Genomic DNA, 12,372 nt, shown 5'->3' on the forward strand with positions numbered 1-12,372 from the left:
GTTTGAGTTATCGACAGTCGTGTCGAAATTGCGCCGAGGACAGAAGCAGTCGACTGTGGCGCGACAGATCAAATAGATTCGGAGCACGGCAAATTCTCCAGCTAGAGGCGATAAGAATTCCGGGCGCGTCGGAGCACCTTATTGCAATTGGCGGCGTTCGTTCGCCGACGATCGAGCTTCAAATTGGCGAGCGCAGGATATGCCGCGCTCGCCCGGGCATTTTCAACACGTCAGTCGGCGCTTTAGATGTCGTCGTAGTAATAGCCGGCGGGACGATGTTCATCGGCGTCGTCGTTGTCTTCAACCGGGTCGGCATAGTCGTCGAGCGATTTGAACAACGCAAGCGTCTCGATTCCGAGCTTCGGCTCCATGTCTTTGGTCCCTCCCCATGGAGACGTCACCCTTCCGGCATCGCCGGCAAGCGAGAATGTCGACCAAATATGGGCATACCAGCTCGAAAACTCTGAGTCGCCCAACGCATCGGCCGCCGACTTCCACTTTTCAAAATCCGTTGCGAGTTTTTGACAGACGACTGGACCGAAAGTCATTCCGCGAAGGCCGTAGCGGAGCAATTCCCAGAACGGTCCCCGCCCTCCGGTTTCCGGATATTGCTCCGTATCTACGACGAGTTCCGAAAGCTTATTTGACCACTCGACCTCGTCAGTCGGACGCTCTCTTAACTTCTTCCCGTTCGTCACAAGACTGACCAACTTCTCGCACCAATCGCAATAATCCTCGAGAGAATCTAGGTAGTGCAGGAATCCAGCGCATCCATCGGGCCCCGGCACCTCCTGGTAAAGAGCGCCGATTTCCAGTCCCTCGGCTAGCTGAGGATAATCTGGCGGTGCCGCCACTAACATATCCTCGTTGACCCACAAGGGTTTTCCGGTTTCAGGGTCTACCATGCCGCGCGAATACGGTCCTTCGACTTTCTTCAAAGCCACCGAAATGTTGAAACATTCTACCGTGTACATCGTTTTCTCCAAATTAATTGATTATCCGACAGGCGTGTCGAACCGCGCCAGAAGCACAGACATGTGCCCGGCGCAGTAGATCAAATTAATTCAGAGCAAAACAGCTACCTCGCGCGTTCGTTGGTGGGGCGTTGAAACGGTTATGCGAACAAATGCGTCTTTTCCATTAACATAAGTAACTGATTCTCGCATGCGCTCGCTCAATCAGATAGGCGCATTCTAAAGCTCGCATGAATTACGGGGAAGAGGCGTTGATTCGAATGCGCACTCCGGCGATTGGCAAAGAACAAAAACGGACAGTGAATACGCGCAGATTTCCGAATTAGAGGGATTGTTCTAAATATGAGGATCGGCGGCGTTTCCAGACGGCCTAGCGCCCGAGCCCGATGGCGAGCCTAGACACACAAAAAAGGCGAGCGCAGCATCGAACTGTGCTCGCGTGGCTATGCAAAAAATCGTCGACTCAGATTTCTTCAGTGAAGTAGCTTAAGCGTTTCTACTCCGAGCATCGGCTCCGTGTCTTCGCGCCAGAAACGTGGATAAATCACCATTCCGCCTTCACCAGGGCTGAAGGTGGACCACATATAGTCGTACATCTCAACAAAATCTGAATTGCCCAAGGCCAAGGCCTTCGACTCCCATTTTTCGAAATCCGCCCAGAGCGCTAACTGCGGATAATCGGGCGGTGCAAGCACCACCGACCCCTCGCGGTGCCGAAAACGACTCACCATTTCCTTTGAATAGGGCCCCTCAACTTTTTTAATTTCCGGGAAAACGAGAAAATATCCTTCCATGTACATTGCAGCACTCCAAATAGTTTGATTAATCGACAGTCGTGTCGAAATCACGCCAAAAAGCACAGACAAGTGCCCGGCGCGGCGGATCAAATAAATTCAGAGCAAAACAGCTACCCCGTCGGCTGGATCAATAATGGCGTTGAACCCACATGCGACGAACGGGTTCAAGTCAACGTACTTTCTGAGTTAACCCCGCGGTCTGCTTCCCGGTCATGCATTGGAATGAGCGCATTCTAAAGCGGAAATGAGGCATTGAGAAGAGCGTTAAACTCGAGTGAAGGCGCTGGAAATTGAGAAAAACAAAAAAGCGGCAGGAAATGGAATGTGATTTCCCGATCTAGGTGTTTACCCTAATAACGCTTTCCAAATCGCTGCCTTCCCGCAGGGCCCTCCTTCCGGAGGCGTGTTCGCAATGTCGAGCGAGCCCGGGTGGTCGACGCGCAAGCGGCCTTCGCGCACGACGAGGTCCTCCCCTTGGCGACGGCGAACGACAATGCTCGCGCGAACCCGATGGCGGGTGCCCTCCGGTTTGGACGGTGACGTGAGTTGTCCACGGCCGGTCGGCGGGTCGCCTATCTCGACCACGACGCCGGCCGGCGGTGGGCAACTCGCTGGTGATGCATTCGGTCCCAGGAAGGCCGCTGCGAGCGCCAGTGAACGGCGTTGACGTACGTGCAGGGTGTGCGGACGGTTGCTCGGGAGGAGAACCGTCTTGAGGGTCACCTGAAAGATCGAGCGAGTCGGTAAAGAAGAGATGAGCGCTAGTTGGCGCCAGAGGCACCTTGGCGTCACACCGAGGCTTGTAGGCGGAGAGGCAAGGATCGTCGGGCGCAGGCGCCACGGAGCGAGCAATCAAGCATAACTTGGCCCAACGGACAATAAAGCATAACGTGTCCAGGTGGCCATTTTATGCTTAACGGCACACTAACCGTTTGATATGACGAAGAAATAAATGGTGGGCCGGGTGGGGCTCGAACCCACTATCGGTCGATTATGAGTCGACAGCTTATACCAGTTAAGCTTCCGGCCCTCTGCACTAAAAGGGCAAAAAGAAAGCGCCGATAGCGGCGCTTTCTGTTACTCCCGAACATTGCGCGAGGCGACTACGAAGGGTTGCGAGTGTGCCTCACAACGCCTCTCAAAACAAGTCCCGTCAGTTGCCTTCCAGGAAAGATTTCAGCTTGTCCGACCGGCTCGGATGCCGCAACTTGCGCAGCGCCTTTGCTTCGATCTGGCGGATCCGTTCGCGAGTCACGTCGAACTGTTTGCCCACTTCCTCGAGCGTGTGATCCGTGCTCATCTCGATACCAAAGCGCATCCGCAGCACCTTCGCCTCACGCGGCGTCAGCGAGTCGAGCACGTCCTTCACGACATCCCGCATCGATGCATGCAACGCGGCATCGGACGGCGCCACCGTGTTCGTATCCTCGATGAAATCTCCGAGATGCGAATCGTCGTCGTCGCCGATAGGCGTCTCCATGGAGATCGGCTCCTTCGCGATCTTCATGATCTTGCGGATCTTGTCCTCCGGCATCTCCATCTTCTCGGCAAGTGTCGCCGGATCCGGTTCGAGGCCGGTTTCCTGCAAAATCTGCCGCGAGATGCGGTTCATCTTGTTGATCGTCTCGATCATGTGAACCGGAATGCGGATCGTGCGCGCCTGGTCCGCGATCGAGCGCGTGATGGCCTGCCGGATCCACCACGTCGCGTAAGTCGAGAACTTGTAGCCACGCCGATATTCGAACTTGTCCACCGCCTTCATCAGACCGATGTTGCCTTCCTGAATCAGGTCGAGGAACTGCAAACCGCGATTCGTGTACTTCTTCGCGATGGAAATCACGAGACGCAGGTTCGCCTCGGTCATTTCGCGCTTCGCCTGACGCGCCTTCAATTCGCCCGCCGCCATCTGACGGTTGGTTTCCTTCAGGTCCTTCAACGGCAGCACGACCCGCGCCTGAAGATCCAGGAGACGCTGCTGCTGCTCGCGGATAGCCGGAATATTGCGCTCAAGCACCGCGCTGTATTCGTGACCCTCCGCGACGACCTTGTCGGACCATTCGAGATCCGTCTCGCTGCCGGGGAAGCGCGTGATGAATTCGGCGCGCGGCATGCCGCACTTGTCGACGACCGTATGCAGAATCTGCCGCTCGACCTGACGCACCTCATCGACCTGCGCGCGCAACGTATCGCACAGGCGCTCGACAGTACGCGCCGTGAAACGGATGTTCATCAGCTCCGTCTGGATGGCTTCCTGCGCCTTCAGATAGGCCTTCGACTTGTAGCCTTCCTTCTCATACGCGCGGCGCATCTTGTCGAACCATTCGCTGATGAGCGCGAACTTCTCGAGCGACTGTGCCTTGAGGGCTTCGAGTTGCGCGGCATTGGCGCTGGCTTGCGCGCTGCCGTCGTCCTCTTCTTCCTCTTCCTCGTCGCTCTCTTCCTCGGTTTCCTCTTCTTCGGATTCGATCGCCTCGGCTTCCTGCTCGGAGAAACCGTCGGTGTCCTGCGCATTCGGATCGATCAGGCCGTCGACGAGTTCATCGACACGGATCTCTTCGTTCTGCACACGCTCCGCCATTGCGAGGATGTCGGCGATGGTCGTCGGGCACGCGGAGATCGCCATCACCATGTGCTTCAGGCCGTCCTCGATGCGCTTCGCAATCTCGATTTCGCCTTCGCGCGTCAGCAACTCGACCGTGCCCATCTCGCGCATGTACATGCGGACCGGGTCGGTGGTGCGTCCGAATTCCGAATCGACGGTGGAAAGTGCGACTTCGGCTTCTTCCTCGACTTCGTCGTCGGAGGAGGCGTTCGGCGCGTTGTCGTTCAGAAGCAGGGTCTCGGCATCCGGCGCTTGCTCGTACACCGCCACGCCCATGTCATTGAACGTGCTGATGATGCCTTCGATCGCCTCTGTCTCCGTGAAGTTGTCCGGGAGGTGATCGTTGATCTCGCCGTAGGTCAGGAAACCGCGCTCCTTGCCGAGCTTGATGAGCGCGCGCAGCTTCGAGCGCCGCTCCTCGAGTTCCTCTACGGTGCCAGGCGCGCTCGACGAGAACGCGTCCTTCAGCAGTGCTTTTTCCTTCGCGCGGCGATCGCGAGCCTTGGCCTTTTCGACCTTCGCCGCAGGAGCGGCAACAGACTCCGCGTTTTGCGTTGCGTCGTCTTCGACGGATACATCGTTCAGCTTTTTCGTCATGGAGTTCGCCATACCGGCCTTAGTCTCGACTCGCGGCTGCTGGACAACAGCCGATGGAACCGTGAATACCCAATACGCGCACGCTGCTTCGTCCTGCGTGCCCTGCCCGGGGCGCCATCGCGGTTCGAACGAGTGTGAATCGTCTCCTCGCCCTACCCTCAATAGCAGCCGCTTCCCTTATGCCCGTCTGTTCGTCGGCGTGCTTATCGGCCTCTTTTGTAAGAGTTATGCGGCGTGCACCACGTATGACCGTGCCGCATTCCCGAGAACCGATTCAGCCAGCCTTCCTGCTTTCTTCCCGCTTCTTTCCCGCTTCTTTCCTGCTGCTCCCCCGCACCGGACAACCACGCCGGCATTACCGCCAAAACCATCCAAATGCTCTTTGCCCGTTGCCCGGGGCGCCGCCGCCAAACCACGTTTCAGAACGATGAAAAACGCCTGAACAGTTGACAAAAAACATTCATTTTGAACTTTTTATTATAGCATTCTCACTTTCCGGCATCCGGGCTTGCGCCCCGCCCAGCCTTGATCTGTGCGACTCTCGCCGACAGATCCGAAAACTCCGCCACCTCTTCCGCCGACAGGCTGCTTTGCCTCGCCAGTTGATCGAGCCGCGCCCGATAGCTGTCGTGCCGCAACTTCACCACCGTCGCCTGCAACTCTTCCGCGAGCAGACGCTTCTGTTCCTCGACTCGCTGCGCCGCGTCCTCGTCGGCCGGGTCGCGCATCAGCAAATCGCGAACGTTTTCATCATAGGCGAGAATTTCCTGGAAGATATCGTCGTACGTGGGCGCGTTTGCGGCATTTCTCAAGATCTCGGACAGCAACTGAAATTCCGCTGCGTCGCCCAGTTCGCGCGCGTGCGACACCACCTCGCTGAACAGTTCGCCATGCTCGGTCATCGTCACGAGGGTGCGCTCGCTGTCCTGATCGAGCGCAGCCGCGATGCCCGGGTACATCACCAGATTGCGCAGCGCGCGCTGTTCCTGCCCGGTCACACGCCGGCGTTCGCTCTTCGGCACGTTCGCACGCGCCACGGCCGCCGCGCGCGAATCGATGTCGCACAGCGCCGCGATCTCGGTGAACGGCGTGTCGAGCCGGTCCGCGAGCATATGCAGGATCTGCACCCGCAACGCATTCGCGGGCAGCGCCTGAAGCAGCGGCTTGGCGTCGAAGAGCGCCTTCGCGCGGCCTTCGGGCTGCTCCAGTTCCTTGTCGTTCAGCACCTCGTTCAGGAGGAACTGCGACAGCGGCATCGCGCGATCGACCTGTTCGCCGAATCCGTCCGTGCCGAATTCGCGCACGTAGCTGTCCGGATCGTGCTCCTTCGGCAGGAAGAGAAACTTGACCGTCCGGTTATCCGCCGCGTGCGGCAGCGCCGCTTCCAGCGCCCGGCGCGCGGCGCGGCGGCCCGCCGAATCGCCGTCGAAGCTGAACACCACGGTGTCCGTCTGGCGAAAGAGCTTCTGTACGTGGATCGGCGTGCAAGCCGTGCCTAGCGTCGCCACGGCGTTCGCAAAGCCGAGCTGCGCGAGCGCGACGACATCCATATACCCTTCGACGACGAGCACGTAACCCAGTTCACGAATCGCGAGACGCGCTTCGAACAGTCCGTAAAGCTCGCTGCCCTTGCTGAACAGCGGCGTCTCCGGCGAATTCAGGTATTTGGGCTCGCCGCCGTCGAGCACGCGCCCGCCGAAGCCGATCACGCTGCCCTTCACATTGCGGATCGGGAACATCACGCGCTCGCGGAAGCGATCGTAGCGCCGCGCCTGTCCCTGCGAATCGGTCTTCTCGCTGACGATCACGAGGCCCGATTCGACGAGGTTGTCATCCCGATAATCGGGAAACGCCGATTCGAGGTTCTGCCAGCCATCCGGCGCGTAGCCGAGCCCGAAACGCGCGGCGATTTCGCCGGTCAGGCCGCGTTTCTTCAGATACGCGATGGCGTCGGGCGCGCTGCGCAGTTGCTTGCGATAGAAATCGCAAGCGGTCTGCATGACTTCCGTCAGCGCGACGCTGACCGCCTTGCTCGGCGCGCTCTCGCCGCCGCTGCCGCCACGGAAGCCGTTCGATGGCTCTTGGGGAACCGTAAGGCCCGCGCCTTGCGCGAGGTCCTTCACGGCCTCGGGAAAAGTAAGACCGGTGTGCTCCATCAGAAAGCCGATCGCGGTGCCATGCGCGCCGCAGCCGAAGCAGTGATAGAACTGCTTGGTCGGACTGACCGTGAACGAAGGGCTTTTCTCGTTGTGGAACGGGCAGAGGCCCATGAAGTTCGCGCCGCCCTTTTTCAACTGGACGTAGCGGCCCACCACGTCGACGATATCGACGCGGTTAAGCAAATCCTGCAGGAAAGCGTGCGGAATCACCGAATCAGAAGCAGTGCAAGTTACTTGGCGAGTGCGGCTTTCACCTGCGCGGAGACAGCGGTCATGTCGGCCTTGCCTGCGAGCTTCGGCTTCAGCACGCCCATGACCTTGCCCATGTCCTGCGGGCCGGCGGCGCCGGTCGCGGCGACGGCGGCCTGGACTTCGGCGGCGATCGCATCGGCGGAAAGCTGTTCGGGCATGTACGCCGACAACACCGCCAGCTCCGCTTTTTCCTTGTCGGCGAGATCGGTGCGGCCCGCGGCTTCGAACTGGCTGATCGAATCCTTGCGTTGCTTGATCATCTTGTCGATGACGGCGGTGATGCCCGCGTCGTCGAGCGTGACGCGATCGTCGACTTCACGCTGCTTGATTCCCGCGAGCAGCAGTCGAATCGTGCCGAGGCGCTCGGTTTCCTTGGCGCGCATGGCAGTCTTCATGTCGTCGCTGATCTGGTCTTTGAGGCTCATCGTTCACCCGGTGCAATTGCGAAAGTATGGATTCCGGCCGGCGCCCGGCTGTCCCGCGAAAGCAAAAACCCGCTTGGGAACACTTCCTCAAGCGGGACTTTTAGCGGGCCGTTTTGAGGCGCGGCAAAGCGGTGCAACGACCCTTGCCGCGCTAACCGTTTTAGCGCCTGCCAGAGCGGAGAGAATCCTCCGATGACCGTCTGAGTATAGCAAACGGGTTCGCGTTTCGAGACTCGCCAAAACCCCCGGCCAGGCACGCTCAGGCGGCCGTCGACGCGTTCCGCGCGAACTCGCCCGCGGCCTTGCCCGCCGCGACGCCCGACGCCCATGCCCACTGAAAGTTGTAGCCGCCGAGCCAGCCCGTGACATCCACTGCCTCGCCGATGAAATAGAGCCCGGCGACGCGTTCGCTCATCATCGTCGCGGACGAAAGCTCGCGCGTGTCGACGCCGCCGCGCGTGACTTCCGCCTTGCGATAGCCTTCGGTGCCGCTCGGCGTTAGCGTCCAGCTGGACAGCGACGCGCCGATCGCCTTCAGCGTGCGGTCGGGCAAATCGGCGAGGCGCGCATCGACGGGCACGCGCTGCGCTTCCAGCCACGCATGCGCAAGACGCGCCGGCACGTGCTCGGCCAGAAAATTGCCGATCTGCTTCTTCGAGCCGGCTTTGGCTTCGAGCAGCGTTTCGGTGGCGTCGGCATCGGGAAGCAGATCGACGTGAATCGGCTCCGACGTATTCCAGTAGCTCGAAATCTGCAGCACGCCCGGCCCCGACACGCCGCGATGCGTCAGCAGCAGATCTTCGTCGAACTCGCCGCGCGTCTTGCCGCGCCCCGTGCTGATGCGCACCGGCAACGAGAGCCCCGAGAGCGCGGCGAACGGCGCCCAGTCGGCCGACGTGAACGTGAGCGGGACCAGCGCCGGACGCGTATCGACGAGCTTGTGGCCGAACTGCTTCGCGACGCGATAGCCGAACTCCGTCGCGCCGATCTTCGGAATCGACAGGCCGCCGGTCGCGATCACGAGCGCCGCCGTGTCGATCGCGCCCGCGGTCGAATCGAGCGTGAAGCGCGCGCCGTCATGGCGGATTTCATTCACGACAACCGGACGCCGCCACGCGACGCCGCCCGCATCGCACTCGCTTTTCAGCACGTCGATGATGGTTTCGCTGGAGTCGTCGCAAAAAAGCTGGCCCTTGTGCTTCTCGTGCCACTTGACGCGGTATTGCTTGAGCAGCGCGAGAAAATCGCGCGGCGTATAGCGGGCGAGCGCGGAGCGGCAGAAATGCGGATTCGCCGACAAAAAATTGGCCGGCTGCGCGTTGATGTTGGTGAAATTGCAGCGTCCGCCGCCGGAGATGCGGATTTTTTCGGCCAGGCGCTCCGCGTGGTCGATGAGCACGACGCGGCGCCCGGATTGAGCGGCCACGGCCGCGCACATCATGCCGGCCGCGCCCGCGCCGATGACGGCGATATCGAAGGATTCCATGGCGCGCATTTTACCTTCGACACGCTCATCGAAGCCCGCTGCTATACTTTTCTGTTACCTCTGACGCTTTGAATCCATGCTCGTTCTCGGCATCGAAAGCTCCTGCGACGAAACCGGCCTCGCCCTCTACGACACCGAGCGCGGCCTGCTTTCGCACGCCCTTCACTCGCAGATCGCGATGCATCGCGAATACGGCGGGGTCGTGCCGGAACTGGCTTCGCGCGATCACATCCGGCGCGCGCTGCCGTTGCTGGAAGAGGTGCTCGAACAATCCGGCGCGCAGCGCGCCGACATCGACGCCATCGCGTTCACACAAGGACCGGGACTCGCGGGCGCGCTGCTCGTGGGCGCGAGCATCGCGAATTCGCTGGCGATGGCGTGGGACAAGCCGACCGTCGGCATTCATCACCTGGAAGGGCATCTGCTGTCGCCGCTGCTCGTCGATGCGCCGCCGCCGTTTCCGTTCATCGCGCTGCTCGTGTCGGGCGGACATACGCAACTCATGCGCGTGACAGATGTAGGCGTCTACGAGACGCTCGGCGAAACCCTCGACGACGCCGCCGGCGAAGCCTTCGACAAGACCGCGAAGCTGCTCGGCCTCGGCTATCCCGGCGGGCCGGAAGTGTCGCGCCTCGCGGAATTCGGCACGCCGGGCGCGGTCACGCTGCCCCGTCCGATGCTGCATTCCGGCGACCTCGATTTCAGCTTCAGCGGCCTGAAAACGGCCGTGCTCACGCAGAGCCGCAAGCTCGGCACCAACGTCTGCGAACAGGCGAAGGCCGATCTCGCGCGCGGTTTCGTCGATGCGGCGGTGGATGTGCTCGTCGCGAAATCGCTCGCCGCGCTGAAGAAAACCGGCTTGAAGCGGCTCGTCGTGGCGGGCGGCGTCGGCGCGAACCGGCAGTTGCGCGAAGCGCTGTCGGCGGCCGCGAAGAAGCGCCGTTTCGACGTGCATTACCCCGATCTCTCGCTCTGCACCGACAACGGCGCGATGATCGCGCTCGCCGGCGCGCTGCGGCTTTCGCGCTGGCCCGAGCAGGCCGTGCGCGACTACGCGTTCACCGTAAAGCCGCGCTGGGATCTCACGTCGCTCGCACGCGCCTGAGCGTTCATCGCGGCGGATTGAAAGGCTGCACGATCGCCTTGAAGACAGGCAGCGTTTCGCAGCGGTCACTATGGCCGATGAGCGTCGGCCAGCGCGTCGAGCTGAAAATCTCCGGATGCGCCTCGCGCGCGAAGCGCAGCGCGCAGGCCACGGCGATGTCCGCGTGACCGATCGCATCGCCGAACCAGTAGGGCGTCGCGCGCGCGGCGCGGTCGGTTTCCAGCGCATTCAGCACGCGCTCGACCTGCCCCGTGCAGCGATCGAGCCACGCCTGCGATTTCTCCTTGTGCAGCACGCGTTCGTAGACGAGCGCGACGGCCTTGTCGGCGAGACCCGTCGCGAGCGCGCAGACCTTCAGCGCCTGACGCCGCTCGGGGCCGCCCGATGCGATCATCGCGCGCTCGCCCGCCTGTTCGTCGAGATAGTCGAGGATCATCGCGCTTTCGACGAGCACGTCGCCGGAATCGAGCACGAGCGTCGGCACGCGGATCAGCGGATTGAAGGGCGCGATCTTGTCGGCATCGCCGAATACGGACCACGGGCGATGCTCGTACGCCATGCCGTAGAGATTCAGCGCGATGGCGACGCGCCGCACGAACGGGGAATCGAATTGGCCGATGAGGATCAAGATGCGCTCCGTGGTCGATTTCTCGGACGGCCAGTTTAAGGTCGCGCGGGCTTCGGAAACAACAGCAGCGCCAACGACGCGCACAGGCCCGACGCCAGCCATACGACCGGCCACGAACCCACCGCGAGCACGTGCGGAATGACGAGCGGCGTCACGAAGAACCCGGCATACACGGCCGTGTTCGCCATGCCGAGCGCGGTGCCGGCGCGTTCGGTGCCGGCGAGCGTCGCCAGTTCCGTGTACGCGACGCCGTGCCACGCCGACACGCAAATCCCCGCGAAAACGAGTATCGCCGAGAGCAGTAAAGGCGCTTGCGCCGCGCCGCCCGCGACCGCCGCCGCGAGCACGACGAACGACGCCGACGCCACGATCACCGAGCCGCGCAAGTACGCACGCCGGTTGCGGTGACGATCCGTGTGACGGCCGCTCCAGACGCGCATGACCATCGCGCCGAGCTGGATCGCGCCCATCGTCGCGCTGATCGCGGTTACGCCGAAATGACCGGCATCGTGAAGGAAGACGGTCGCGAAGGTCAGAATCGCGAATTGCGGCACGCACAGGATGCCGATGCCGAGCACGACGCGCCAGACCAGCGCGTTCTTCAACGGCGGGACGCCTTTGCCCGTAACCGCGCGATGCACGGCGTGCGGCGCTTCATGCAGCCAGCGCCAGGCAAACGCGCCGGAAACCGCGCACATCGCCGCCAGCGCGCCGTAGACCGCCGCAAAGCCATGCGACGACGCCAGCCACGGCAGCAATGCCGCGCCGATGCCGCCGCCGAGCGGCACGGCGGTTTGCCGGATGCTCATCGCGAGGCCGCGCTCGCCGTCGGCGAACCACGCCATCACCGCCCGCCCGCTCGATCCATTGACGCTGCCGCCCAAGAGACCCAGCACGCACATCGCGAAAACGAGCCAGCCGAGCGTCGCCGACGACGGCACCGCGAACAGACTCATCGCGACGAGCATCGCGGCTGTCGAAAGCAAACCGGTCAGCAGGACCGGACGGTCGCCCCAGCGATCCGTCAGCACGCCCCACGGCAGTTCCGACAGCGCGACGCCCAGACCCAGCGCGCCGAGCGCGAGGCCCAGTTCGCCGTTGCTCAGGTGATAACCGCTGCGCATCCACACGGCCGTGGTCGGAATGCCCGCGGCCGCGGCCGAAAAGCTCGCGTTGGCCGCCACGCCGACGCCGAGCACTTTCCAGCGATGCGCGTCGCTGAATGCGTAAGCGCCTTTTACGAGAGAAGTGGCCATCATGCAATCCATTCGAATTTGACTGCGGCCAGTTTGAAGGCTTAGGATCGTCCTGAAAATCACAAAGTTTTTCATTGATCATTCAGAAAAT

At 61.7% G+C, this 12,372-nt stretch carries 9 protein-coding genes and 1 tRNA gene; 1 reads left to right on the plus strand and 9 read right to left on the minus strand.

What is annotated here, in order from left to right; translation table 11 throughout:
* Window positions 1-242 precede the first annotated feature (242 nt).
* From ACEN42_RS22290 to ACEN42_RS22320, 7 genes are all read right to left on the minus strand, one after another.
* Complete coding sequence (locus tag ACEN42_RS22290; RefSeq protein ID WP_371881522.1) at window positions 243-974, minus strand: hypothetical protein; 732 nt, start codon at window positions 972-974, stop codon at window positions 243-245.
* A 473-nt stretch (window positions 975-1,447) separates the two neighbouring features.
* Complete coding sequence (locus ACEN42_RS22295) at window positions 1,448-1,774, minus strand: hypothetical protein (protein WP_371881523.1); 327 nt, start codon at window positions 1,772-1,774, stop codon at window positions 1,448-1,450.
* Window positions 1,775-2,724: 950 nt separating this feature from the next.
* Window positions 2,725-2,801: transfer RNA gene (locus ACEN42_RS22300), tRNA-Ile, on the minus strand.
* Between the two features lie 123 nt (window positions 2,802-2,924).
* Entirely contained in the window at window positions 2,925-4,982 is a 2,058-nt protein-coding gene (rpoD, locus tag ACEN42_RS22305) for an RNA polymerase sigma factor RpoD (protein WP_187605576.1), read from the minus strand.
* A 476-nt stretch (window positions 4,983-5,458) separates the two neighbouring features.
* The gene (gene dnaG, locus ACEN42_RS22310) at window positions 5,459-7,339 is read right to left on the minus strand and encodes a DNA primase (RefSeq protein ID WP_371881524.1); all 1,881 of its coding nucleotides are present in this window, start codon (window positions 7,337-7,339) and stop codon (window positions 5,459-5,461) included.
* A 20-nt stretch (window positions 7,340-7,359) separates the two neighbouring features.
* Window positions 7,360-7,806, minus strand: a complete 447-nt coding sequence (locus tag ACEN42_RS22315) for a GatB/YqeY domain-containing protein (protein WP_035502425.1) — start codon at window positions 7,804-7,806, stop codon at window positions 7,360-7,362.
* 259 nt (window positions 7,807-8,065) lie between these two features.
* A complete protein-coding gene (locus ACEN42_RS22320) occupies window positions 8,066-9,292 on the minus strand; it encodes an NAD(P)/FAD-dependent oxidoreductase (protein WP_371881525.1) in 1,227 nt (408 codons plus the stop codon).
* Window positions 9,293-9,368: 76 nt separating this feature from the next.
* Here ACEN42_RS22320 and tsaD point away from each other — a divergent pair, with 76 nt between their 5' ends.
* Window positions 9,369-10,397: a tRNA (adenosine(37)-N6)-threonylcarbamoyltransferase complex transferase subunit TsaD gene (gene tsaD / locus ACEN42_RS22325; protein WP_238214734.1), complete on the plus strand. Its 1,029-nt coding sequence runs from the start codon at window positions 9,369-9,371 to the stop codon at window positions 10,395-10,397.
* A 4-nt stretch (window positions 10,398-10,401) separates the two neighbouring features.
* Here the strand turns inward: tsaD and ACEN42_RS22330 are convergent, their stop codons facing one another.
* Together ACEN42_RS22330 and ACEN42_RS22335 are read right to left on the minus strand one after the other, a co-directional pair.
* The gene (locus ACEN42_RS22330) at window positions 10,402-11,025 is read right to left on the minus strand and encodes a glutathione S-transferase family protein (protein ID WP_371881526.1); all 624 of its coding nucleotides are present in this window, start codon (window positions 11,023-11,025) and stop codon (window positions 10,402-10,404) included.
* Between the two features lie 35 nt (window positions 11,026-11,060).
* Window positions 11,061-12,284, minus strand: a complete 1,224-nt coding sequence (locus tag ACEN42_RS22335) for an MFS transporter (RefSeq protein WP_371881527.1) — start codon at window positions 12,282-12,284, stop codon at window positions 11,061-11,063.
* Between the last annotated feature and the right edge of the window lie 88 nt (window positions 12,285-12,372).

Source organism: Caballeronia sp. S22, from assembly GCF_964261745.1.
GTDB lineage: Bacteria > Pseudomonadota > Gammaproteobacteria > Burkholderiales > Burkholderiaceae > Caballeronia > Caballeronia jiangsuensis.